Source organism: Streptomyces sp. NBC_01235, from assembly GCF_035989285.1.
Taxonomy (GTDB): Bacteria; Actinomycetota; Actinomycetes; order Streptomycetales; family Streptomycetaceae; genus Streptomyces.
In genome coordinates this window covers 4,798,878-4,822,651 of record NZ_CP108513.1, presented here as the reverse complement: position 1 = coordinate 4,822,651, position 23,774 = coordinate 4,798,878, and the positions used below count along the sequence as shown (strand labels likewise).

Genomic DNA, 23,774 nt, shown 5'->3' with positions numbered 1-23,774 from the left:
CCCGGGCTTACGGGGCCGGACCCGCCCCCCGGCGACCCGGCCCCGCCGCTCACCGCACGGTCACTCGCCCCGAGGGGACTCCCCCTCCACCGCCTCCGGCGGCAGCGTCGGGGTGACCGGCGCCGCGGGACGCAACTTCAGCCAGGCCAGGAAGAAGACGCCCAGTGCCAGCATCCCCAGCCCGGTCCACAGGTTGATGTTGATCCCCTGGGCCTTGTCGATCTCCGCGTCGCTGTCCGTGATGCCGGCGATCGTGACGATCACGCCGTAGACGACGAACAGGCCGCCGATGATGCGGCGCAGGTCGAAGATGCGGGCCGCGGTCGTGGACTTCTCCTCGAGTTCCGTGACCTCTCGCTGGACGTCGGCCTCGGAGTACCCCGCCCGCCGCAGCCGCTCGGCTGCCTCGGCGCGCTCGGACGGTTCGTGCTGCTCGGACATGGTCCTTCCATTCTCCCGCAGTAGTCGTGAGCGGGCTCAGAACGAGAACGGGATGTAGCAGGCCGCCGCCAGGATCACCGCGCCCCAGCCCAGCAGGGCGGGCCGCCGGTACCACGCGTCGTCGCCCGCCGCCGGCGGCTCGGCCATGCCGGGGGAGACGGTGCCGTAGACCAGGCCCTGGAGCTCCTCGTCCGGCTTCGGGGCCGTGAACAGCGACACCGCCACCATCACCACCGCGCCCGCCACGAAGCCCGCGATCGCGGAGACGAAGTTCGCGCCCTGGTCGGTGGGGATGCCGATGACGTCCTGCTTGTAGAGGACGAAGTAGTTGACCATCGCCGCCGTCGTGCCCGCCAGCAGGCCCCAGAAGCCCGACTTCATCGACGCCCGCTTCCAGAACATGCCGACGATGAAGACGACGAACATCGGCACGTTGAAGAAGCTGAACAGCGTCTGCAGGTAGCTCATGATGTTCGAGAAGGACGAGGCCAGGAACGCCGTGCCCACCGACGCCGCCACACCGATCGCCGTGATCAGGCGGCCGAAACGGACGTAGTACGCGTCCTGGCGCCCCCGCACCACGTACCTCGCCCAGATGTCGTTCGTGAACACCGTGTTGAACGACGACACGTTCGCCGCCATGCCCGCCATGAACGCCGCCAGCAGGCCCGTCACCGCGATGCCCAGCACACCGTTCGGCAGCAGCTCCTGCATGAGGTACGGGATCGCGTCGTTGTACTGGAGGTCGGAGTCCGCCGTGCCGATCTTCGGGACCAGGACCGCCGCCACCAGGCCCGGGATCATCACCAGGAACACGATGAAGATCTTCGGGTACGCGGCGATCAGCGGCGTGCGCTGGGCCGCCGACAGGTTCTTCGCCGACAGGGCCCGCTGGACCTCCGCGAAGTTCGTCGTCCAGTAGCCGAAGGACAGGACGAACCCGAGCCCCAGCACGATCGTCAGCCAGTTCGCGCCCAGCGGGTTCGCGCTGCCGATGCCCGTGCCGCCCCACGCGGTGACGAAGTTGTCGCCGTGGCTCGCGGTCAGCTTGTCGGTCAGGCCGCCCCAGCCGCCCACCTTCTTCAGGCCCAGCACCGACAGCGGGATGAGGGCCGCCAGGATCACGAAGAACTGGAGCACCTCGTTGTAGATCGCCGAGGACAGGCCGCCCAGCGTGATGTACGCCAGGACGAAGAAGCCCGCCACCACGATCGCCACCCACTGCGGCCAGCCCAGCAGCGCCTCGACGACGATCGCCAGCGCGTACAGGTTCACCCCGGCGATGAGGATCGCGGCGAAGGCGAACAGGGCCGAGCTCAGCAGGTGCGCCCACTTGTCGAAGCGCAGGAGAAGGAACTCGGGGACCGAGCGGACCTTGCTGCCGTAGTAGAACGGCATCATCACCAGGCCCAGGAACACCATCGCCGGGATCGCGCCGATCCAGTACCAGTGGACGGTGTACGCCCCGTACTGCGCGCTGTTCGCGGCCATGCCCAGGATCTCGGTGGCGGCCAGGTTGGCCGAGATGAACGCCAGGCCCGTGATCCAGGCGGGCAGGGACCGGCCGGAGAGGAAGAAGTCGAGACTGGTCTTCACCGAGCGCCGGGCGGCGAAGCCGATGCCCAGGACCACGGCGAAGTAGATGCCGAGGATCGTGTAGTCGAGCCAGTTCGTGGGGAGCCGTAGCTCTGCCGCCAGCTCTGCCGCCAGATGTGTGGGGGTTCGCATGCACTGCTCGCTTCGCTTGGTGTTCTTTGTTTGGTTGTGGTGGTGACTCGCGTGGGGGTTTATGGTTTTATGTGTTTAGTTCTGTTTGAAGCTTCGCTAGGTGTACTGATCCAGGCCCGCGGGCCTGGGGTACGGATGGAGAGTCGCGGTGAAGAAGACCTCGACCCGCTTGGCCGACGGTCGTGAGCTGATCTACTACGACCAGCGGGACGACTCGGTGCGCGACGCGGTGGACAAGCGGCCGCTGGACCGCACGGTCACCACTTCGGAGGTGCGGCGGGACCCGCTGCTCGGCGATTCCATCGCCGTGGCCTCGCACCGGCAGGGGCGTACGTACCACCCGCCGGCCGACGAGTGCCCGCTCTGCCCCTCGCAGGGCGACCGGCTGAGCGAGATCCCGGACTCGTCGTACGACGTCGTCGTCTTCGAGAACCGTTTCCCCTCCCTGGCCGGCGACTCCGGGCGCTGCGAGGTGGTCTGCTTCACCTCCGACCACAACGCGTCCTTCGCCGACCTCACCGAGGAGCAGGCACGGCTCGTCCTCGACGCGTGGACGGACCGGACGTCCGAGCTGTCGCATCTGCCCTCCGTGGAACAGGTGTTCTGCTTCGAGAACCGCGGCGCCGAGATCGGTGTGACTCTGGGCCACCCGCACGGGCAGATCTACGCCTACCCCTTCACCACGCCCCGCACCGCGCTGATGTTGCGTTCGGTCGCCGCGCACAAGGAGGCCACCGGCGGGGGGAACCTCTTCGACGCCGTCCTCGAGCGTGAACTCGCCGACGAGCGGGTCGTCCTGGAGGGTGAGCACTGGGTCGCGTTCGTGCCGTACGCCGCCCACTGGCCGTACGAGGTGCACCTCTACCCCAAGCGCCGGGTTCCCGACCTGCTCGGCCTCGACGAGGACGCGCGCACAGAGTTCCCCAAGGTGTATCTGGAACTGTTGAGGCGCTTCGACCGGATCTTCGGTGAAGGTGAACCGTCCACGCCGTACATCGCCGCCTGGCACCAGGCGCCGTTCGGCGCGCTGGAGGAGTTCGAGGGCGTCAATCGGGACGACTTCGGGCTCCACCTCGAGCTTTTCACCATCCGCCGCACTTCCGGCAAGCTGAAGTTCCTCGCGGGCTCCGAATCCGGCATGAACGTGTTCATCAACGACATCAGCCCGGAGGCCGCGGCACAGCGACTGCGAGAGGTAGCGAGTTCATGAGCGGGAAGTACCTGGTCACCGGCGGCGCGGGGTACGTCGGCAGCGTGGTCGCCCAGCACCTGCTGGAGGCCGGCCACGAGGTCGTCGTCCTCGACAACCTCTCCACCGGCTTCCGCGAGGGCGTCCCGGCGGGTGCCTCCTTCATCGAGGGCGACATCCGCGAGGCCGGCAAGTGGCTCGACGCCTCCTTCGACGCCGTCCTGCACTTCGCCGCGTTCTCGCAGGTCGGCGAGTCCGTCGTCAAGCCCGAGAAGTACTGGGACAACAACGTCGGCGGCACCATGGCCCTGCTCGGCGCCATGCGCGAGGCGGGCGTGCGCAAGCTCGTCTTCTCCTCCACCGCCGCCACCTACGGCGAGCCCGTCAGCACCCCGATCACCGAGACCGACCCCACCGCACCGACCTCCCCCTACGGCGCCTCCAAGCTCGCCGTCGACCACATGATCACCGGCGAGGCCGCCGCCCACGGGCTCGGTGCCGTCTCCCTCCGGTACTTCAACGTGGCCGGCGCGTACGGCGCGCAGGGCGAGCGACACGACCCCGAGTCGCACCTCATCCCGCTCGTCCTCCAGGTCGCGCAGGGCCGCCGCGAGGCCATCTCCGTCTTCGGCGACGACTACCCGACCCCCGACGGCACCTGCGTCCGCGACTACATCCACGTCGCCGACCTCGCCGAGGCCCACCTCCTCGCCGTCGCCGCCGCGAGGCCCGGCGAGCACCTCATCTGCAACCTCGGCAACGGCAACGGCTTCTCCGTCCGCGAGGTCATCGAGACCGTCCGTCAGGTCACCGGGCACCCGATCCCCGAGGTCATGGCCCCCCGCCGCGGCGGGGACCCGGCCGTCCTGGTCGCCTCGGCGGCCACCGCCCGCGAGCAGCTGGGCTGGAACCCGTCCCGCGCGGATCTCGCGGGTATCGTCGCGGACGCGTGGGAGTTCGCGCAGCACATCGCAAGCAGCGCAAGGGAGCAGTAAGTGGGGGCACAGGAAGTGCGCGAGGGGTTCGTCCGGCTGTACGGCGCCGAGCCCGAGGGCGTCTGGGCGGCGCCCGGCCGCGTCAACCTCATCGGTGAGCACACCGACTACAACGACGGCTTCGTGATGCCCTTCGCGCTGCCGCACATCGCCGTCGCGGCGGTCTCGCGGCGTGAGGACGGCGTCCTGCGGCTGCACTCCGCCGACCTCGACAGCGGGGTCGCCGAGCTCCGCCTGGACGACCTGACGCCCGAGTCCGACCACGACTGGACGGCGTACCCGGCCGGTGTCGTCTGGGCCCTGCGCGAGGCCGGCCACCCGGTCACCGGCGCCGACATCCACCTGTCCTCGACGGTTCCTTCGGGCGCGGGCCTGTCCTCGTCGGCGGCCCTGGAGGTCGTCGTGGCCCTCGCGCTCAACGACCTCTACGAGCTGGGGCTCCAGCGCTGGCAGCTGGCCCGCCTGTGCCAGCGCGCCGAGAACGTCTACGTCGGCGCGCCCACCGGCATCATGGACCAGACGGCGTCCGCGTGCTGCGAGGCCGGCCACGCGCTGTTCCTCGACACCCGCGACCTCTCCCAGAAGCAGATCCCCCTCGACCTGGCCGCCGAGGGACTGCGCCTGCTGGTGGTCGACACGCAGGTCACGCACGCCCACAGCGGCGGCGAGTACGGCAAGCGCCGCGCGGGCTGCGAGAAGGGCGCCGCGCTGCTCGGTGTCGCCGCCCTGCGGGACATTCCCTACGCCGACCTGGACGCGGCCCTGGCCCGTCTCGGCGACGAGGAGGAGGTCCGCCGCCTGGTCCGTCACGTGGTGACCGAGGACCAGCGTGTGGAGCAGGTCGTGGCCCTGCTGGAGTCGGGCGGCGACACCCGCGCCGTCGGCCCGGTCCTGACGGCGGGCCACGCCTCCCTGCGGGACGACTTCCGGGTCTCCTGCCCCGAGCTGGACCTCGTCGTCGACACCGCCCTCGCGCACGGCGCGCTCGGCGCGCGGATGACCGGCGGCGGCTTCGGCGGATCGGCGATCGTCCTGGCCGAGGCGAGCGACGTCGAGACCCTCGCCAAGGCCGTCGAAGAGGCCTTCGCCGCCGCGGACTTCAAGGCGCCGAGAGTGTTCGAGGCGGTGCCCGCGGCAGGGGCGCGGCGGGTGAGCTGAGCTTTCCTCCCGGTCCTGTCCGGCCTTCTCGTCAGCCCCGTACGGATGTGCGGGGCTGACGGTTTCCCCGGGGCGCCCGGCCCGCACATCGGTACGGCCTACCGCAGTCGCTTCGTCAGCGTGAACTCCGTGATGCCCGGCGGGTAGTCCTCGATCACGCACACCACCTCGTAGCCCTGCCGCCTGTAGAACTCCGGGGCCTGGAAGTCCCAGGTCTCCAGGCGTACGCGGTCGCAGCCCCGTTCCGCGGAGGCGACGCGTTCCGCCTCCGCGAGGAGACGGCTGCCCAGGCCCGTACCGCGGTGCGGGGCGTCGACCCAGAGGTAGGTGACGTGCAGCCACGTCGTCCAGGTGTGGCCGACCAGACCGCCGGCGAGATCGCCCCCGGGGCCGGTGGCCCAGATGTGCAGCGGGGACTCGCGCTCGGCGGGAGTGCCGCGCAGGGCGCGCAGGGCCGGCGAGGCCTCGGTGTTGGTGGCGAGGAGCCGGGAACGGAGAAGATCGCGTCGGGTCCTGTCGACTTCTGTCTCAAGACGAAACATGCGGCACACCATAAACGCCCTGGCCAACCAGTTCTGTAATTTTCCTTCCCCTGTCAGCCCACGGCCCTACCCTGTGAACAGCACCGGTGGGGGCCGGTGCCGATCAGGGGGCGAGACAGTCGGGTACGACGCCCGCGGTGGGGGTAGCAGTCTCTGCACGGCGGCGGCCGTGCGGTCATGACACCCCCTCCGGGCGTCGTATCCGCGCCGGTCGCCGTTCTTCATCTCCGGACCTTGGGGTATCCCCTGCTCTGTCAAGGAGCTTGGGGAAGGGGGTTTCGTGGTTCGTATCCGAGTTCTGGTCGTCGACGACCACCGTATCTTCGCCGAGTCGCTGGCCGCGGCACTGGCGGCCGAGCCCGACGTCGACGTGTCCGCGGCCGGCAGCGGCCCGGCGGCGTTGCGCAGCCTGGAGCGCGCGGCCGCCGAGGGGCGCCGGTACGACGTGCTGCTCGTCGACGCCGACCTGGGCGCCGCCCTGCCGGGCATACGGCCCGCCGTGCCCGTGCAGGAGGTGGGCGAGGACGGGCTCGTCGACGGGATCTCGCTGGTCGCGGGCGTCCGTACCGGGCAGCCGCACGTCAGGATCGTCGTCCTCGCCGAGAAGGACGACCCGCGTCGCGCGGCCCTCGCGCTCCAGGCCGGCGCGTCCGGCTGGGTGGCGAAGGACTGCTCGCTGTCGCGGCTGCTGACGGTCATCCGCGGAGTGCTGCGCGAGGAGACCCACCTCCCGCCCGCCCTGCTCACGGGTGTCCTGAGGGAGTTGACGGCCACCCGCAAGCACCGCACCGAGAGCGAACGGCTGGTGGAGTCCCTCACGCCGAGGGAGCGGGAAGTGCTGCGCTGCATGGTCGCGGGGCTGGGCCGCAAGGCCGTCGCCGACCGCCTGTTCCTCTCCCCGCACACCGTCCGCACGCACATGCAGAACGTCCTCGGCAAACTGGGCGTCCACTCGACGCTCGCCGCCGTCGCGCTCGCGCGCCGGGCAGGCGTCGGGCCTGTCGACCTAGCCGGGGATGTTGTCGAACGGGGCGGTCAGCTGGCGTAGCAGGGCGGCCAGCTCGCTGCGCTGGGCGTGCGAGAGCTCGGCCAGGATCGCCCGCTCCTGGTCGAGCAGTCCGGCGAGTGCCTGGTCGCCGCGCTCCTTGCCGTCGTCCGTGAGGCGGACGAGCACACCGCGCCGGTCGCTGGGGTCCGGCAGCCGCTCCACCAGGCCCTTCTTCGTGAGCCGGTCGATACGGTTCGTCATCGTGCCCGACGTCACCAGCGTCTGCGTCAGCAACTGCCCCGGCGAGAGCTGGTACGGGGCGCCCGCGCGCCTGAGCGCCGTCAGGACGTCGAACTCCCAGGGCTCCAGCTGGTGCTCGGAGAACGCCAGCCGGCGGGCGCGGTCCAGGTGCCGGGCCAGTCTGCTCACCCGGCTGAGTACTTCCAGCGGCTCCACGTCGAGGTCCGGGCGCTCCCGGCGCCACGCTGCGACCAGCCGATCGACCTCGTCCTCCATGACGATCAGTGTAGTGGTTGTGTCGACGTGAAGTCTCTTGAGATCAAGTCTCTTGACATCAAGATAGATTGCGCGGGAAGGTACGAGGCATGACGACGACCAACCCCTCCTGGGACCCCGCCCAGTACCTGCGTCACGCCGGCCACCGCGCCCGCCCCTTCGGCGACCTCCTCGCCCGCATCCCCGACCTGCCCGGCGACCCGCCCCGCATCGGAGACCTCGGCTGCGGACCCGGCAACGTCACCGCCGTCCTCGCCGACCGCTGGCCCACCGCCCGCGTCACCGGCTACGACAACTCGCCCCAGATGCTCGCCGACGCGGCGGCGCACGCCGGCGCACGCCTCGACTTCGCGCACGCCGACCTCGCCTCATGGGCGCCGACGGAGACGTACGACCTGCTCGTGTCGAACGCCGCCCTGCACTGGGTGCCCGGTCACCTCGACGCCTTCGCCACCTGGCTGGACGGCCTCGCCCCCGGCGGCACCTTCGCCTTCCAGGTCCCCCACAACATCGACGCGCCCCTGCACGCCCTCATGCGCGAACTCGGCGACACACCCCGCTGGAAGGACCGCCTCGCCGACGTGCTCCGCCACGAGGACTCGGTCCACGCCCCCGGCGTCTACCTCGACCGGCTAGCCCGCCTCGGCTGCGAGACCGACGTCTGGACGACCACGTACTTCCACGTCCTCGAGGGCGACGACCCCGTCCTCGACTGGGTCAAGGGCACCGGCCTGCGCCCCGCCCTCGACGCCCTCGCCGACGACCCCGAGGCCCGGGACGCCTTCGTCACCGAGTACCGCGACCTGCTCCGCGAGGCCTACCCGAGCGCCGAGTACGGCACGGTCCTGCCGTTCCGCCGGCTGTTCGCGGTGGCCACGAAGGGAGCATGAGGTGCTCACCGCCGTCGACCACGTCCAGCTCGCCGCGCCACCCGGCACCGAAGACCTGTTGCGCCCCTTCTATGTCGACGCCCTCGGCATGACGGAGATCCCCAAGCCGCCCGCGCTCGCGGCGCGCGGCGGCTGCTGGTTCCGGGCGGGCGCGGTGCAGCTGCACCTCGGGATCGAGGACGCCCCCGCCGGAGGCGGAAAATGTCACTTCCGCCCGTCCCGAAAGGCCCACCCCGGGCTGCGGGTCACCGACATCGAGGCCTACGCGGCCCGGCTGGAGGCCCACGGAACGCGCCTGGCCTGGGACACAGGCCTGCCGGGACACCGCCGCTTCTACGCGTTCGACCCGGTGGGCAACCGGCTGGAGTTCCTGGAGCCCCGCGTTTGAACGGTGCGCGCAAGGCCACTCGGGGTGGCATCGGACACGGATGCGGCTGGGAGTGATCCACGGTGGCGAAGGACCAGAAGGGCAAGGCCAAGAAGGAACAGGTCAAGGGCAAGGCCAAGGAGGTCGTCGGCCGCGCGACGGGCGACATGAGGATGGAGGCCAAGGGCCGCGCCGGCCAGTCGAAGGGCGACGCCCGCCAGGCGAAGGAGAAGGCCAAGGACGTCTTCAAGCACTGACCGCGCCGACCGCACTGACCGCGGCGACCGTAATGCCGCCGAGAGACCGTCACCGCTGAGGGTGACGGTCTCTCGGCCGTGGGTTGCTCGGATGCGCGGGTCAGGCCTTGCGGCGCCCTATGAGGTGCGGCTTGGCCTCCAGCCCGTCCAGCCCGTGCCACGACAGGTTCACCAGGTGGGCCGCAACCTCCGCCTTCTTCGGACGGCGCACGTCCAGCCACCACTGGCCGGTCAGCGCGACCATGCCGACCAGGGCCTGGGCGTACAGGGGGGCCAGTTTCGGATCGAAGCCGCGGTTCTTGAACTCGCGGCCCAGGATGTCCTCCACCTGCGTCGCGATGTCGGAGATCAGCGACGCGAAGGAGCCGGTGGACTGCGGGATGGGGGAGTCGCGGACCAGAATGCGGAAACCGTCCGTGTACTCCTCGATGTAGTCGAGGAGCGCGAACGCCGCCTGTTCGAGGAGCTCGCGGGGGTGCCCCGCCGTCAACGATGACGTGACCATGTCCAGCAGGCGGCGCATCTCGCGGTCCACGACCACCGCGTACAGCCCCTCCTTGCCGCCGAAGTGCTCGTACACCACCGGCTTGGACACCCCGGCCTTCGCCGCGATCTCCTCCACCGACGTGCCCTCGAAACCCTTCGCCGCGAACAGGGTGCGACCGATCTCCAGCAACTGCTGCCGACGCTCCGCCCCCGTCATACGGGTGCGTCGCGCGCGCCGCGGCTTCGCATCACTGCTGGGACTGGAGGTACTGCTGGAGTCGGTCGCCACACCGTCAATCATGCCGCCTCGACGGTCGCCTTCCCCCGCCGGGAGCCGTCCTCACCCGTGTTGCGACGCGAATCGATACGCGAGCGTGACGGCCAGCGCACGTCATACGCCCACCCGAGCATCTCGAACCACCGGATGAAGCGAGCGGAGGAGTCCAGCTGCCCCCGCATCACCCCGTGCCGCGCCGACGTCGGTTCGGCATGGTGCAGGTTGTGCCAGGACTCCCCGCACGACAGCACCGCCAGCCACCACACGTTGCCCGACCGGTCCCGCGACTTGAACGGACGCTTGCCCACCGCGTGACAGATCGAGTTGATCGACCACGTGACGTGGTGCAGCAGCGCCACCCGCACCAGCGAACCCCAGAAGAACGCCGTGAACGCGCCCCACCAGGACATCGTCACCAGCCCGCCCACCAGCGGCGGCAGCGCCAGCGACAACACCGTCCAGAACACGAACTGCCGCGAGATCGCACGGATCGCCGGGTCCTTGATCAGATCCGGCGCGTACTTGTCCTGCGGCGTCTGCTCCTCGTCGAACATCCAGGCGATGTGCGCCCACCACAGACCCTTCATCAGGGCCGGAACCGTCTCCCCGAACCGCCACGGCGAATGCGGGTCACCCTCCGCGTCGGAGAACTTGTGGTGCTTACGGTGATCCGCCACCCAGCGCACCAGCGGACCCTCCACCGCCATCGACCCCATGATCGCCAACGCGATCCGCAGCGGCCGCCTCGCCTTGAACGAACCATGCGTGAAGTACCGGTGGAAACCGATCGTGATGCCGTGGCACCCGAGGAAGTACATGAAGACCAGCAGACCGAGGTCCAGCCAGCTCACACCCCCCCAGTTCCACGCCAGCGGCACCGCCGCCAGCACCGCCAGGAACGGGACGATGATGAAGATCAGCAGCGTGATCTGCTCGATCGAACGCTTCTGCTCGCCACCCAGGGTGGCCAAAGGCGCAGGGCTGCCGTCGGGTGCCTTGGAAGGGTCTTCGATCACGTTGGAGCCTGTGGTCATGCGCGTCCCCTGGGGGGTCTTGGAATGAGGGAGATGCCGTACCGCCGGAACCGCGCAGCACTTCCTACGGTTCCGTAACCTACGGCATCGTAAGTATGGCAGTGCTCAGCCCGGCGGCAAGAGCCCGCCCACCTGCGCGTCCCCACGGACACCTATCCTTGGAGACGGTCGGACAGCGCGGTCCGCTCTGTTTTCTTCCCGGATGTCCGGCCCCTATGCGATGCCCGCCACGGGGCCGACCTCCGAGTTCCCTCCCGGACGAGCTTCAACACTGCAAGGAGCCGCACCTGTGAGCAGTGCCGACGACCTTGGCCAGGCCACCACAACGACCAGCACCGAGCTGCGCGCCGACATCCGCCGACTGGGTGACCTCCTCGGGGAGACCCTCGTCCGGCAGGAAGGCCCCGAGCTCCTCGACCTGGTCGAAAAGGTCCGCCGCCTCACCCGAGAGGACGGCGAAGCCGCCGCCGAACTGTTGCGAGGAACCGAACTGGAGACCGCGGCCAAGCTGGTCCGCGCCTTCTCCACCTACTTCCACCTCGCCAACGTCACCGAACAGGTCCACCGCGGCCGCGAACTGCGCGAACGCCGAGCCGCCGAGGGCGGCCTCCTCGCCCGCACCGCCGACCGCCTCAAGGACGCCGACCCCCAACACGTCCAGCAGACGGTCCGCCACCTCAACGTTCGCCCCGTGTTCACGGCACACCCCACCGAAGCCGCACGCCGGTCGGTACTCAACAAGCTCCGGCGCATCGCCGCGCTCCTGGAAACCCCCGTCATCGAGTCCGACCGCCGCCGCTACGACACCCGCCTCGCCGAGAACATCGACCTCGTATGGCAGACCGACGAACTGCGCGTCGTCCGCCCCGAGCCCGCCGACGAGGCCCGCAACGCCATCTACTACCTCGACGAACTCCACGCCGGCGCCGTCGGCGACGTCCTGGAGGACCTCACCGCCGAACTGGAGCGCGTCGGAGTCAAGCTCCCCGAGGACACGCGCCCCCTCACCTTCGGCACCTGGATCGGCGGCGACCGCGACGGAAACCCCAACGTCACCCCCCAGGTCACCTGGGACGTCCTCATCCTCCAGCACGAACACGGCATCAACGACGCCCTGGAGATGATCGACGAACTCCGCGGCTTCCTCTCCAACTCCATCCGCTACACCGGAGCCACCGAGGAACTCCTCGCATCACTCAAGGGCGACCTGGAGCGACTGCCCGAGATCAGCCCCCGCTACAAGCGGCTCAACGCCGAAGAGCCCTACCGCCTCAAGGCCACCTGCATCCGCCAGAAGCTCGAGAACACCAAGCAGCGCCTCGCCAAGGGCACCCCCCACGACCCCGGCCACGACTACCTCGGCACCAGCGAGCTCCTGAACGACCTCACCCTCATCCAGACCTCCCTGCGCGAACACCGCGGCGCACTCTTCGCCGACGGCCGCATGAACCGCACCATCCGCACCCTCGCCGCCTTCGGCCTCCAGCTCGCCACCATGGACGTCCGCGAACACGCCGACGCCCACCACCACGCCCTCGGCCAGCTCTTCGACCGCCTCGGCGAGGAATCCTGGCGCTACACCGACATGCCCCGCGAGTACCGCACCAAGCTCCTCGCCAAGGAACTCAGGTCACGCAGGCCGCTCGCCCCGACCCCCGCACCCGTCGACGCGGCCGGCGAGAAGACCCTCGGCGTCTTCCTCACCGTCAAGCGCGCCCTCGAAGTCTTCGGACCCGAGGTCATCGAGTCCTACATCATCTCCATGTGCCAGGGCGCCGACGACGTCTTCGCCGCCGCCGTCCTCGCCCGCGAGGCCGGCCTCATCGACCTGCACGCCGGCTGGGCCAAGATCGGCATCGTGCCCCTCCTGGAGACCACCGACGAACTCAGGGCCGCCGACACCATCCTGGAGGACATGCTCTCCGACCCGTCGTACCGGCGCCTCGTCGCCCTGCGCGGGGACGTCCAGGAGGTCATGCTCGGCTACTCCGACTCGTCGAAGTTCGGCGGCATCACCACCTCGCAATGGGAGATCCACCGCGCCCAGCGCCGGCTGCGCGACGTCGCCCACCGCTACGGCGTACGCCTGCGCCTCTTCCACGGCCGAGGCGGCACCGTCGGCCGCGGCGGCGGCCCCTCCCACGACGCCATCCTCGCCCAGCCCTGGGGCACCCTGGAGGGCGAGATCAAGGTCACCGAACAGGGCGAGGTCATCTCCGACAAGTACCTCATCCCCTCCCTGGCCAGGGAAAACCTGGAACTGACGGTCGCCGCCACCCTCCAGGCCTCCGCCCTGCACACCGCCCCCCGCCAGTCCGACGAGGCCCTCGCCCGCTGGGACGCCGCCATGGACGTCGTCTCCGACGCCGCCCACGCCGCCTACCGCACCCTCGTCGAAGACCCCGACCTCCCGCCCTACTTCTTCGCCTCCACCCCCGTCGACCAGCTCGCCGACCTGCACCTCGGCTCCCGCCCGTCACGCCGCCCCGACTCCGGCGCCGGACTCGACGGACTGCGCGCCATCCCCTGGGTCTTCGGCTGGACCCAGTCCCGCCAGATCGTCCCCGGCTGGTACGGCGTCGGATCCGGCCTCAAGGCACTGCGCGACGCCGGCCTCGACACCGTCCTGGACGAGATGCACGGACAGTGGCACTTCTTCCAGAACTTCATCTCCAACGTCGAGATGACCCTCGCCAAGACCGACCTGCGCATCGCCCAGCACTACGTCGACACCCTCGTCCCCGACGAGCTCAAGCACGTCTTCGAGACCATCAAGGCCGAACACGCCCGCACCGTCGCCGAAGTCCTCAAGATCACCGGAGAGAAGGAACTGCTCGACGCCACCCCCGTCCTCAAGCAGACCTTCACCATCCGCGACGCCTACCTGGACCCCATCTCCTACCTCCAGGTGACCCTGCTGAAGCGGCAGCGCGACGCGGCCGCCGCCGGAGCCGAACCCGACCCGCTCCTCGCCCGCGCCCTGCTCCTCACCGTCAACGGAGTGGCGGCGGGCCTGCGCAACACCGGCTGAACCCGGCCGCACACACAAGGGTGCCCCCGAGCGTCGTACCGGCTCGGGGGCACCCCCATGTTCCTTCCGAACGTCAGGCTCGGCGCCGCCGCACCACCAGGTAACCGCCCGCGCCGAGCAGCACGGCCGCGACACCGGCCAGCGCGCCGACAGGCGCACCGTTGCCCGTCTCGGCGAGGCCGCCGCCCTCGCCCTGCGGTCCGGGAGCCGACGACGGAGTCGACCCCGCCGAACCCGACGGCTCCACCGACGCCGACACCGAGGAACTCGGCGACGCAGACGCAGACGCTGACGCGGACGAGGACGCCGAACCCGACGGCGACGGGGACGACGATGAGCCGCCGCCCTCCTCGTCCCCGCACTCCGTCCAGAACACCTTGTGCTTCGCGGCCCCCTTCTCGCCCTCGAAGTTCCAGAACAGTTTGTAGTGCCCGTCCGCCAGCGACAGGTCCTCGGTACGGCCGTGACCCTTGCCGTCCAGGGTGATCGAGCCGGTCTTCACCGTCTCGCCCTTGGAGTCGGCGCTCGGCGCCCAGGCCTCGATGTGCCAGTCCACCTTTGCCAGACCGTCGAAGTCGAAGGCGTCGAGATAGAACGAGCAGGCATGCGGCTCGTTCCGCTCGTCGAACTCGTCCGTCGTCGACTTGTGGATCTTCACATCGCCGTTGTCCCCCGGCGGGGCGGCATGGGCGGTGACGGGCGCGGCGAACACCGCGACAGCAGCGACGGCGGACAGGGCGCCGGCACGGGAGAAGGTGCGCATGGGGCAGTCCATCTTCGAGTGACGAAAGGGAAGATGTGGAGGGGGCGGCTCAGCTTCCTGCCGACACTGACCCTCGGTCAATCACAAACAGGCAACATATGGTCCCTCGCAGAAAAAAGGGACACCGAACGCCCTCAAATCGTCACGAACGCAGCCGTCAACAACGCCACCCCCGACCCCGCCAGCACCCACCCGGCCCGCGTCCGCCCCAGACCGCCCGCGACCACCACCGACGCCAGCAGCAGCGCCCCGCCCAACGGAACCCAGGCGAACAGGACCCCCGCGGGACCCGAACGCACCGCCTCATCACTGTCGGGCTTGAGAACCACCGTGTAGGTCCGCCCCTTGCGCACCGCCACCGACTTCTCGATCACCACACGCGCGCGTGCCGTCGACCCCGCCGACAACGGCGTATAAGGCCCGACGCAGGTCTCCTCGCCGCACCGCGTCACCTCGACCGTGCCCTGCTCCCGGCCCTTCGTCAGCATCACGTGCTGAGCGGACCCCCAGGAACCCCACACCCCCGCGATCAGGATCAGCACCGCGACCGTACCCATCGCCGCCAACCGCCCCCACCGCAACGCGGCCACCGAATCCGAGCCCTTGGCCGAGCCCGAGCCCTTCACCGAGCCGTAGCCCTTCACCGACCCGGAGCCCTTCACCGACCCCTTGGCCGGGTTCTTACGGGACGAACCCCGACGGCGATGGGACGGGGCTGCGGTAGCAAGCATGGCCGGGATCATTGGCCATGCCCGAACGACCCGTCAACCTCGGTGGGCGACAAGTCAGGAGTTGTACGTGCTTTGCGCCCGCTCAAGACCCTCCAGAACCAGCGCCTCCACCGCATCCGCCGCCCGGTCCACGAAGTAGTCCAGCTCCTTGCGCTCGGCCGACGAGAAGTCCTTCAGCACGAAGTCCGCCACCTGCATCCGCCCCGGCGGCCGCCCGATCCCGAATCGCACACGGTGGTACTCCGCACCCATCGCCTTGGTCATCGACTTCAGCCCGTTGTGCCCGTTGTCCCCACCGCCCAGCTTCAGCCGCAGCACCCCGTAGTCGATGTCCAGCTCGTCGTGCACCGCAACGATGTTCCCCACCGGCACCTTGTAGAAGTCCCGCAACGCGTTCACCGGACCACCCGACAGGTTCATGAACGACATCGGCTTCGCCAGCACCACCCGCCGGCTCCCCGTGCCCGGCGGACCGATCCGCCCCTCGACGACCTGCGCCTGCGCCTTCCCCGCCCGCTTGAACCTCCCACCGATCTGCTCGGCCAGCAGATCGGCCACCATGAACCCGACGTTGTGCCGGTTCATGGCGTACTCCGGACCCGGATTGCCGAGGCCCACGATCAGCCAGGGCGCGTTGGCGTCGATCGTCACGTCCATGTCTCCTTGACTACACGCAGGGACCACACGCAGGCCGCCGCTCCCCAGAGGAAGCGGCGGCCGACGGGATGAGGTCTGTGAAAAATCAGGCCTCGGTGGCCTCGGCCTCGGCCTCCGCCGGGGCCTCCTCCGCCTGGGCGGCCAGGACCTGGAGGACGACCGCGTCCTCGTCGATCGCCAGCGTGGTGCCCTGGGGCAGCGGGATGTCCTTCGCGAGGATGGAGGCGCCGGCCTCCAGGCCCTCGATGGAGACGGTGACCGACTCCGGGATGTGCGTGGCCTCGGCCTCGACCGTCAGCGTGCTCAGCACGTGCTCGAGCAGGTAGGCACCCGGGGCCAGGTCACCCTCGGTGTGGACGTAGACCTCGACGTTGACCTTCTCGCCACGCGTCACGAGAAGAAGGTCGACGTGGTCGAGGAAGCCCTTGATCGCGTCGCGCTGCACGGCCTTCGGGATGGCCAGCTGGGTCTTGCCCTCGATGTCCAGGCTGAGCAGGACGTTCGGGGTGCGCAGGGCGAGCTGGAGCTCGTGGCCCGGCAGCGTGATGTGCACGGGGTCGGCACCGTGGCCGTAGACCACGGCGGGAACCTTGGCGGCACGACGGATACGGCGGGCGGCGCCCTTGCCGAACTCGGTACGGGTCTCGGCTGCGAGCTTGACCTCGGCCATGTTCACTCCTCGTAGAACTGGGGAAAGGTGGTCACCCGGCCAAACCATCGGCCTGCTACGAAGAGCGCGTCGATAACGGACCGCCGTACGCACGTGCGACACACGTGGACGGCCTCCCTCGCCGAGCAACTGGGACAGTTTACGCAGCGGGAAGGCCGTACACGAAATCGATCTAGACGAGAACCGTCACTGCTCGTCGAACAGGCTCGTCACCGAACCGTCCTCGAACACCTCCCGCACCGCGTTCGCGATCGTCGGCGCGATCGACAGCACCGTGATCTTGTCCACCTCCAGCTCACCCGGCGTCGGCAGGGTGTTCGTGAAGATGAACTCACTCACCTTCGAGTTCTTCAGACGGTCCGCCGCCGGACCCGACAGCACACCGTGCGTCGCCGTCACGATGACATCCTCCGCACCATGCGCGAACAACGCGTCCGCAGCCGCACAGATCGTGCCACCCGTGTCGATCATGTCGTCGACCAGCACACAGACCCGGCCCTTGACCTCGCCCACGACCTCGTGGACCGTCACCTGGTTCGCCACGTCCTTGTCACGCCGCTTGTGCACGATCGCCAGCGGCGCACCCAGACGGTCGCACCAACGGTCGGCCACCCGCACACGGCCGGCGTCCGGAGACACCACCGTGAGCTTCGCGCGGTCCACCTTGCTGCCCACGTAGTCGGCGAGCAGCGGCAGCGCGAAGAGGTGGTCCACCGGGCCGTCGAAGAAGCCCTGGATCTGGTCCGTGTGCAGATCCACCGTCAGGATCCGGTCCGCACCCGCCGTCTTCATCATGTCCGCGATCAGCCGCGCCGAGATCGGCTCACGACCACGGTGCTTCTTGTCCTGCCGCGCATACCCGTAGAACGGCAGAATCACCGTGATCGAACGCGCCGAAGCCCGCTTCAACGCATCGATCATGATCAACTGCTCCATGATCCACTTGTTGATCGGAGCCGTGTGGCTCTGGATCAGGAAGCAGTCGGCACCGCGCGCGGACTCCTGATAGCGAACATAGATCTCACCATTGGCGAAATCGAAGGCCTTCGTCGGGACAACCCCGACACCCAGCTGGTGGGCGACCTCCTCGGCAAGCTCGGGGTGGGCGCGGCCGGAGAAGAACATCATCTTCTTCTCGCCGGTCGTCTTGATCCCGGTCACAGCACTGTCTCCTCAGAGGTGTCTCAGCTGGGTGTCGAGAGACCTCGCCACTGGGCGCGACGCGGCCGTCTCAGCTGGTGGGGTGCGGATGTGCACTTATCACGGTACGCCGTGTTCGACGCGCCCGTTTCCGGTCAGCTTTCGCTTTCCTCCTGGCGAGAGGCCGTCTCCGCAGCCTTCGCCGCTGCGCTGCCCGGACGCTTACGAGCCACCCAACCCTCGATATTCCGCTGCTGACCACGGGCCACGGCCAGCGAACCGGGCGGCACGTCCTTCGTGATCACGGAGCCGGCGGCGGTGTACGCGCCGTCCCCGACCGTGACAGGAGCCACAAACATGTTGTCCGAACCCGTCTTGCAGTGCGAGCCGACCGTGGTGTGGTGCTTGGCCTCGCCGTCATAGTTCACGAAGACGCTGGCGGCACCGATGTTGGAGTACTCACCGATCGTCGCGTCCCCCACGTACGACAGGTGCGGGATCTTCGTCCCCTCACCGATGGAGGCGTTCTTCGTCTCCACGTACGTACCGATCTTGCCCTTCGCCCCGAGACGGGTACCGGGACGCAGGTACGCGTACGGACCCACCTTCGCGTTCGGACCCACGTGCGCGCCGTCCGACACCGTGTTGTCGACCCGAGCCCCCGCATCGACGACCGTGTCCTTCAGCCGGCTGTTGGGACCGACCTCCGCACCCTCACCGAGATGCGTCGAACCGTGCAGCTGCGTACCCGGGTGGATCACGGCGTCCCGGTCGAACGTCACGGTCACGTCCACCCAGGTGGTGGCGGGGTCCACGACGGTGACGCCCGACAGCATGGCGGCCGTCAGCAACCGGTCGTTGAGAATCCGACGGGCCTCACTGAGCTGCACACGGTTGTTGATACCCGCGATCTCACGGTGATCGGCCGCCACGGAAGCACCCACGCGATGACCAGCCTCCCGGAGAATCCCGAGAACATCGGTGAGGTACTCCTCACCCTGACTGTTGTCCGTCCGAACCTGCTTCAACGCGTCCGCGAGGAGCTGCCCGTCGAACGCGAACACCCCGGAGTTGATCTCACGGATCGCCAGCTCCGCGGCGGACGCGTCCTTGTGCTCGACGATCGCCGTGACCGCACCCGAGGCACCGTCCCGCACGATCCGCCCGTACCCGGTCGCATCCGGCACCTCGGCGGTCAGCACGGTGACCGCGTTCCCGTCCGCGTGATGCGTCGCGGCCAGCTGGGCGAGGGTCGCGCCGGTCAGAAGCGGGGTGTCGCCACAGACGACCACCACGGTCCCGTCGACACCGCCACCGAGCTGCTCCAGCCCCATCCGGACGGCGTGCCCGGTGCCGTTCTGCTCCTCCTGCACGGCGGTGCGTACGGCGGCGTCGACCTCGGCGAGGTGCGCGGTGACCTTCTCGCGGGCGTGCCCGACGACGACGACCAGGTTCTCGGGGTCCAGTTCGCGGGCGGCGGCCAGCACATGGCCCACGAGGCTGCGGCCGCAGAGCTCGTGGAGAACCTTGGGTATGGCCGACTTCATACGGGTGCCCTCACCCGCTGCGAGGACGACGACGGCTGCCGGGCGAATGGCGCTCACGGAATTGCCCTTCGGCTGTGGAGTGAGGTGGGACATCCGAAGGATACCGGGGCGTTTCCTGGGGGACATGAGAGCGGGCCCTGACAGTGCTGTCAGGGCCCGCTCGATGGGGGCTCCCGGGGAAGGAATCGAACCCTCATTCAAGAGACCAAAACTCTTTGTCCTGCCATTAGACGACCCGGGATGGTTTGCGCGCTATGTCCGATTCGGTTCATCGGTTTCGCGTGCGGACAACACTATGCCGTACCACCAGCCTTCGATGCGACGGTATAGGTCGGCGCTTTGGAGGACGCGAACTACGAGGCAACCCCGGTAGTCCTGGCCAACGTTCCTCCGGTTGGTTTTCGGGCTGTGCTTCTTGAGGCTGGTCTTGCCGAATGCTGCTGCGTTGCCGCCAACAAGCTCTGCCCAGAAGCGCTCGGCGCCTTCTATGTCTCCCGACTCGTGGATGTGGACGTGGAACCGCAGGCGATCGGCGCTCACGCCCAGCAATCGCAGCCAGGCCAGGTAGGCCTCGATCATGTGAGGATCGCTGTTGATGAAGGTGACCCGCTCTTGAGGGAGGTGCGGCTTACTCTTGGAGCCCTCCGCCCAGTACAGGCCGACGCCGAGCAGGAAGAGCTCGCGGTCGGACATCGCGCCGATGCTCGTCGTGGCTGCTTGCCTTGTTTGCTGACGTTTCTCTTCACGCAATCGCATCGTGACTTCCCAGCCGCGCTTGGCGATAGCTGAAGCCTCCTCCCGGGTCCGCTTCTTCCTCTCCGGCTTCGGCAGATCCCGTACCCACAGCGAGATCGAGCTCTTCGAGCAGCCCAGCTCCACCTGGATCTGGTCGTACGTCCAGCCCTGGAGCCGGAGCTCCCTCGCCCTGTCCCTGAGGTCGTCCTTCGCGTTGGGGCGCTTTGTCCAGTCCGGAGGGGGCTCGCCCTCCAGGAGTCGGTTGAGGATGTCGTTGTTGTCGACTTGGAGCCGGTCCCGGATCTGCCGTCGGCTGAGGCCCTCGCGCCGCAGCGCGACCGCCCGCTCCCGGAGTGTCTCGAAGTCCGCGTACTTGCCATGAGAATGTGCCATACGCATACCGTCCGGGCGGAATGCCTGCTTCCGGGGTCGAACAGGCCTGGTTCGGCAGTTCGAGTGATACCGGCGGGTTTCGGTCCTGTTCGGTTATGGGGTGTGGTGTAGGCCAGTCGGGGAAAGTCGCCGGAAAAGCTGCGGGGCTCGAACGTAGGCTGGGGGGCATGACCACGACGGGGGATGAGGACACGGCGGCCCGGGGAGGGCCGTTGTGGTGGACCAGATGGCGTAGCGCGGCGTTCGACTGGAGCCTGGGGCTCGTGTCCGCCGTGGAGTGCGCGGTGGAGGGGGTTCCGTTCGCGCGGGACGCCGGGATTCCGGTGGCGGTGGGGATCGTCTTCGGGTTGCTCGCCGGGTCGGTGTTGGTGGTGCGGCGGAAGTGGCCCATCGCTGTGGTGCTGGTGGCGATCGCGATCACGCCGGCCCAGATGGGGTTCCTGATGGGGATCGTCGGGCTGTACACGCTCGCCGCGTCCGAGCTGCCCCGGCGCATGATCGTTTCGCTTGCGGGGATGCAGCTGGTGGGGACGTTGATCGTGACGTTCGTGCGGGTGAAGCAGAGCATGGCGCGGGGGACGTTGACGCTGGGGGACTGGTTCGTTCCGTTCGCCGCGATCGCGACGTCGTTGGGGCTTACGGCGCCGCCTCTGCTGCTGGGGTTGTACATCGGGGCGTGGCGGCGGTTGATGGAGAGCTTGCGGGAGCGGGCGGACAGTCTTGAGCGGGAGTTGGAGTTGCTCGCGGAGCGGGCGGAGGAGCGGGCGGAGTGGGCGCGTGGCGAGGAGCGGACTCGGATCGCGCGGGAGATGCATGACGTGGTCGCGCATCGGGTGAGTCTGATGGTCGTCCATGCTGCGGCGTTGCAGGCTGTTGCGCGGAAGGATCCTGAGAAGGCGGTGCGCAATGCGGCGCTGGTGGGTGACATGGGGCGGCAGGCGTTGACCGAGTTGCGGGAGATGCTCGGGGTGTTGCGCAATGGCGGTCCGCGGGGGCGGTCGGCGTCGGTGCCGTTGGTGGCGGTGGGGGTGGCCGCGGGGGTGGTGGAGGAGGGGGAGGGGCCTTGTCTGTCGGAGTTGGAGGAGTTGGTGGGGCAGTCGGCGGCTGCGGGGATGGTGGTGGAGTTGTCGGTGGAGGGTGAGGTGCGGTCGTATGCGCCGGAGATCGAGCAGACGGCGTATCGGGTGGTGCAGGAGGCGTTGACGAACGTGCACAAGCATGCGGCGGGTGCGAAGACGCATGTGCGGTTGGCGCATCGGGCGGCGGAGATCGCGATGCAGGTGGAGAACGGGCCGCCGCCGGAGGTGGGGTCGGCGTCGGCGGCGGGGTTGCCGTCGGGGGGTAATGGGCTGGTGGGGATGAAGGAGCGGGTGGTGGCGTTGGGTGGGGTGTTTGTGTCGGGGGTGACGGATGCGGGGGGTTTTCGGGTGTCGGCGGTGATTCCGGAGGGGTAGGCCGGGTTTGTGGTGGGGGGTGGGGTGGGGTCTGTCGGGAGGTTCAGGTCGCGGGGCGGTCGCGGTGCCTGATCTGTGCTGGTGGGTGGGGTGATGGGGCCCTGGTTGCGCGAAGGCGTGTGTGGGGGAGGGGGCAGGCGCAAGGCGGAGGAGGGGGGCGACGCCGCGCGGCGCGCTGGGGCCTCTCCCGGTTGAGTGAAGTCGTGTGTGGGGGAGATCGACGACGGTGCGGCTGGGGGGCCGCTCCTGTGGGGGTGGGGGTGCCCCCTCTGGGGAGCGTGTCGCATGCCGCGTCTGCGGCGTGAGTGCGGGGCAGGTCCTAGCCGGCGGTGAGGCGGGCGGGTTCTATGCCGGCGGTGAGGGTGCCGAGGGCTTGGTCGATGTCGGGGCCGAGGTACCAGTCGCCGGTGTGGTCGAGGGCGTAGACGCGGCCTTCGGCGTCGATGGCGAGGACGGAGTGGGTGTCGGTCTCGGTGCCGAGGGGGGCGACGTCGGTGTCGAGGGCGCGGCCGAGGTCGACGAGGGTGCGGGCGAGGTGGAGGCCGTGGAGGGGGTCGAGGTGGACGGTGGTGGGGGCGACCTGGCGGCCGGGGCCGGTGGGGGTGATGGTGAGCCCGCCGAATTCGGCCCAGGCTTCGACGGCGGCGGGGAAGACGGCGTGGCGGTGGCCTGCGGGTGAGGTGTGTTCGCGGAGGGTGTCGGCCCAGATCTCGGCTTGTTTGATGTCCCAGCGTCCGGGTTGCCAGCCGGCGGCGCGCAGGGCGGCGTCGACGGGTACGGGGAAGCGTGTGGTGGAGGTGCGGTCGGGGTGCATCTGCCCTTCGTTCGTCGTGCTGGTGGTGCGTGGCCCGGGGTGGGGGCGTTGTGCTGTGGGGGGTGTTGTGTCGTGGGGGTGTTGTGCTGCTGGGCCTGGGCTGTCTTGGTCAGTCGTCTGTGGCGGGGTCGACGATGCGGACGCCGAAGTGGGCGCTGAGGGCGGTGCAGGCGCGGCAGGGGGTGGCGAAGCTGCCGTGGAGGGGGTCGCCGTCCTCGCGGATGCGGCGGGTGGTGAGTTTGGCTTGTTTGAGGGTTTTGCGGGCTTCTCCGTTGGTCATCGGTCTGCGGGCGGCGCGTTTGCTGCGGGCTGCGTCGGCGGTGGCGATGTGGCGGGAGATGAGGAGTGCTTCGGCGCAGCGGCCGGTGAAGCGGTCGCGTTGGGCGCTGGTGAGGGTGTCGAGGAAGTCCTGGACGAGGTGGTGCAGGGGCGGGCGTTGGTCGCCGCGGGCGGCGGTGCCGGTGAGGGTGGCGGAGCCGCGGACGGAGAGGGCGGCGGCGATGGTGGGGAGTATGCCGTCGCGGCGGTGGCGGAGGGTGGGGGTGTGGGGGGTTTCGGTGGCGGACCAGCCGATGCGGGGGTCGCCGGTTCGGCCGGTGTTGTGGTCGCCTGTGTTGCCGTGGTGCAGGTTGTCGGTCCTGCCGGTGTGTGGCCCCGTCTGTGTCGCGTTCATGATCGTCATCCCCTCCCGAGCATCCCCCGGACGTCACAGAGTGCCAAATGGCGTGGCGGGTGCGGAAGCTGGGGCGGTGCGACACGCCCGGGTTTGGGCTGGCTGTCACGGCGGGGTGACGGCTGGTCACGGAAGCGGAGGGCCGGTGACCGCTGTCGTCGTACCGCATAGGCTGTCGGCACCGCGATGCGCGCGGTTGACGCGCGTTGGAGATTGTTGGAGACAGTCGATACGGAGCGTGGTGGGTCGGGACCGGAAGCGGAACCGGCCGCTGCGGGCCGTACAGAGTGCCGCAGGG

The 23,774-nt window shown here is 69.2% G+C and carries 24 protein-coding genes and 1 tRNA gene; 9 read left to right on the top strand and 16 right to left on the bottom strand.

The genetic code is table 11. The features are described from left to right. Positions 1 to 60 precede the first annotated feature (60 nt). Both OG289_RS21270 and OG289_RS21265 read right to left on the bottom strand, forming a co-directional pair. The gene (locus tag OG289_RS21270; RefSeq protein ID WP_327315613.1) at positions 61 to 441 is read right to left on the bottom strand and encodes a hypothetical protein; all 381 of its coding nucleotides are present in this window, start codon (positions 439 to 441) and stop codon (positions 61 to 63) included. 36 nt (positions 442 to 477) lie between these two features. Beyond that, entirely contained in the window at positions 478 to 2,169 is a 1,692-nt protein-coding gene (locus OG289_RS21265; protein ID WP_327315612.1) for a sodium:solute symporter family protein, read from the bottom strand. A 148-nt stretch (positions 2,170 to 2,317) separates the two neighbouring features. Here OG289_RS21265 and galT point away from each other — a divergent pair, with 148 nt between their 5' ends. The 3 genes from galT to galK are packed head-to-tail and all read left to right on the top strand — an operon-like array spanning position 2,318 to position 5,511. Next, a complete protein-coding gene (gene galT / locus OG289_RS21260; RefSeq protein WP_327315611.1) occupies positions 2,318 to 3,379 on the top strand; it encodes a galactose-1-phosphate uridylyltransferase in 1,062 nt (353 codons plus the stop codon). Then, complete coding sequence (gene galE, locus OG289_RS21255; protein WP_327315610.1) at positions 3,376 to 4,353, top strand: UDP-glucose 4-epimerase GalE; 978 nt, start codon at positions 3,376 to 3,378, stop codon at positions 4,351 to 4,353. The genes galT and galE overlap by 4 nt, the downstream gene beginning before the upstream one ends. Next, the gene (galK, locus tag OG289_RS21250; RefSeq protein ID WP_327315609.1) at positions 4,354 to 5,511 is read left to right on the top strand and encodes a galactokinase; all 1,158 of its coding nucleotides are present in this window, start codon (positions 4,354 to 4,356) and stop codon (positions 5,509 to 5,511) included. A 98-nt stretch (positions 5,512 to 5,609) separates the two neighbouring features. On the opposite strand, the gene OG289_RS21245 is transcribed toward galK, so the two are convergent. Beyond that, positions 5,610 to 6,053 carry a GNAT family N-acetyltransferase gene (locus OG289_RS21245; protein WP_327315608.1) on the bottom strand — a complete coding sequence of 148 codons (444 nt, stop codon included), beginning with the start codon at positions 6,051 to 6,053 and terminating at the stop codon, positions 5,610 to 5,612. A gap of 280 nt (positions 6,054 to 6,333) precedes the next feature. Here OG289_RS21245 and OG289_RS21240 point away from each other — a divergent pair, with 280 nt between their 5' ends. Further along, on the top strand, positions 6,334 to 7,101 hold the full coding sequence (locus OG289_RS21240) for a response regulator transcription factor (RefSeq protein WP_327315607.1): 768 nt from the start codon (positions 6,334 to 6,336) through the stop codon (positions 7,099 to 7,101). Here OG289_RS21240 and OG289_RS21235 read toward each other — a convergent pair. After that, positions 7,060 to 7,557, bottom strand: a complete 498-nt coding sequence (locus OG289_RS21235) for a MarR family winged helix-turn-helix transcriptional regulator (protein ID WP_327315606.1) — start codon at positions 7,555 to 7,557, stop codon at positions 7,060 to 7,062. The genes OG289_RS21240 and OG289_RS21235 overlap by 42 nt on opposite strands. 89 nt (positions 7,558 to 7,646) lie before the next feature. Between OG289_RS21235 and OG289_RS21230 the strand changes: the two genes are divergently transcribed. The 3 genes from OG289_RS21230 (at position 7,647) to OG289_RS21220 (ending at position 9,071) form a co-directional block, all read left to right on the top strand. Next, positions 7,647 to 8,447 carry a trans-aconitate 2-methyltransferase gene (locus OG289_RS21230; RefSeq protein ID WP_327315605.1) on the top strand — a complete coding sequence of 267 codons (801 nt, stop codon included), beginning with the start codon at positions 7,647 to 7,649 and terminating at the stop codon, positions 8,445 to 8,447. A gap of 1 nt (position 8,448) precedes the next feature. Beyond that, positions 8,449 to 8,835, top strand: a complete 387-nt coding sequence (locus OG289_RS21225; protein WP_327315604.1) for a VOC family protein — start codon at positions 8,449 to 8,451, stop codon at positions 8,833 to 8,835. Between the two features lie 62 nt (positions 8,836 to 8,897). Next, positions 8,898 to 9,071, top strand: a complete 174-nt coding sequence (locus tag OG289_RS21220; protein WP_327315603.1) for a CsbD family protein — start codon at positions 8,898 to 8,900, stop codon at positions 9,069 to 9,071. A gap of 100 nt (positions 9,072 to 9,171) precedes the next feature. Here the strand turns inward: OG289_RS21220 and OG289_RS21215 are convergent, their stop codons facing one another. Both OG289_RS21215 and OG289_RS21210 read right to left on the bottom strand, forming a co-directional pair. After that, entirely contained in the window at positions 9,172 to 9,858 is a 687-nt protein-coding gene (locus OG289_RS21215; RefSeq protein WP_079661769.1) for a TetR/AcrR family transcriptional regulator, read from the bottom strand. Further along, positions 9,855 to 10,868 (bottom strand): acyl-CoA desaturase, encoded by a 1,014-nt coding sequence (locus tag OG289_RS21210; protein ID WP_327315602.1) that lies wholly within the window; start codon positions 10,866 to 10,868, stop codon positions 9,855 to 9,857. Before OG289_RS21210 ends, OG289_RS21215 begins: the two co-directional genes overlap by 4 nt. 289 nt (positions 10,869 to 11,157) lie before the next feature. On the opposite strand from OG289_RS21210, the gene ppc reads away from it, so the two are divergent. After that, on the top strand, positions 11,158 to 13,899 hold the full coding sequence (gene ppc / locus OG289_RS21205) for a phosphoenolpyruvate carboxylase (protein WP_327315601.1): 2,742 nt from the start codon (positions 11,158 to 11,160) through the stop codon (positions 13,897 to 13,899). Positions 13,900 to 13,972: 73 nt separating this feature from the next. Here ppc and OG289_RS21200 read toward each other — a convergent pair whose 3' ends face one another. The 8 genes from OG289_RS21200 to OG289_RS21165 all read right to left on the bottom strand — a co-directional run bounded on the left by OG289_RS21200 (position 13,973) and on the right by OG289_RS21165 (position 20,535). Beyond that, entirely contained in the window at positions 13,973 to 14,662 is a 690-nt protein-coding gene (locus tag OG289_RS21200; RefSeq protein WP_327315600.1) for an LPXTG cell wall anchor domain-containing protein, read from the bottom strand. Between the two features lie 134 nt (positions 14,663 to 14,796). Then, the gene (locus OG289_RS21195; protein ID WP_327315599.1) at positions 14,797 to 15,393 is read right to left on the bottom strand and encodes a hypothetical protein; all 597 of its coding nucleotides are present in this window, start codon (positions 15,391 to 15,393) and stop codon (positions 14,797 to 14,799) included. 54 nt (positions 15,394 to 15,447) lie between these two features. Then, a complete protein-coding gene (pth, locus tag OG289_RS21190) occupies positions 15,448 to 16,050 on the bottom strand; it encodes an aminoacyl-tRNA hydrolase (RefSeq protein ID WP_327315598.1) in 603 nt (200 codons plus the stop codon). An 85-nt stretch (positions 16,051 to 16,135) separates the two neighbouring features. Beyond that, on the bottom strand, positions 16,136 to 16,720 hold the full coding sequence (locus tag OG289_RS21185) for a 50S ribosomal protein L25/general stress protein Ctc (RefSeq protein ID WP_327315597.1): 585 nt from the start codon (positions 16,718 to 16,720) through the stop codon (positions 16,136 to 16,138). Positions 16,721 to 16,906: 186 nt separating this feature from the next. Next, on the bottom strand, positions 16,907 to 17,881 hold the full coding sequence (locus tag OG289_RS21180) for a ribose-phosphate diphosphokinase (protein ID WP_327315596.1): 975 nt from the start codon (positions 17,879 to 17,881) through the stop codon (positions 16,907 to 16,909). Between the two features lie 134 nt (positions 17,882 to 18,015). Further along, a complete protein-coding gene (gene glmU, locus OG289_RS21175) occupies positions 18,016 to 19,464 on the bottom strand; it encodes a bifunctional UDP-N-acetylglucosamine diphosphorylase/glucosamine-1-phosphate N-acetyltransferase GlmU (RefSeq protein ID WP_327315595.1) in 1,449 nt (482 codons plus the stop codon). Positions 19,465 to 19,577: 113 nt separating this feature from the next. Further along, positions 19,578 to 19,648 (bottom strand) — tRNA-Gln (locus OG289_RS21170). An 11-nt stretch (positions 19,649 to 19,659) separates the two neighbouring features. Beyond that, entirely contained in the window at positions 19,660 to 20,535 is an 876-nt protein-coding gene (locus tag OG289_RS21165) for a hypothetical protein (RefSeq protein ID WP_327315594.1), read from the bottom strand. Positions 20,536 to 20,702: 167 nt separating this feature from the next. Here OG289_RS21165 and OG289_RS21160 point away from each other — a divergent pair, with 167 nt between their 5' ends. Further along, positions 20,703 to 21,989 (top strand): sensor histidine kinase, encoded by a 1,287-nt coding sequence (locus OG289_RS21160; protein WP_327315593.1) that lies wholly within the window; start codon positions 20,703 to 20,705, stop codon positions 21,987 to 21,989. 319 nt (positions 21,990 to 22,308) lie between these two features. Here the strand turns inward: OG289_RS21160 and OG289_RS21155 are convergent, their stop codons facing one another. Continuing rightward, positions 22,309 to 22,803, bottom strand: a complete 495-nt coding sequence (locus OG289_RS21155; protein WP_327315592.1) for an SUKH-3 domain-containing protein — start codon at positions 22,801 to 22,803, stop codon at positions 22,309 to 22,311. Positions 22,804 to 22,912: 109 nt separating this feature from the next. Then, positions 22,913 to 23,485, bottom strand: coding sequence for a YwqJ-related putative deaminase (locus OG289_RS21150; RefSeq protein WP_327315591.1), 573 nt, complete (start codon positions 23,483 to 23,485; stop codon positions 22,913 to 22,915). Positions 23,486 to 23,774: the final 289 nt, after the last annotated feature.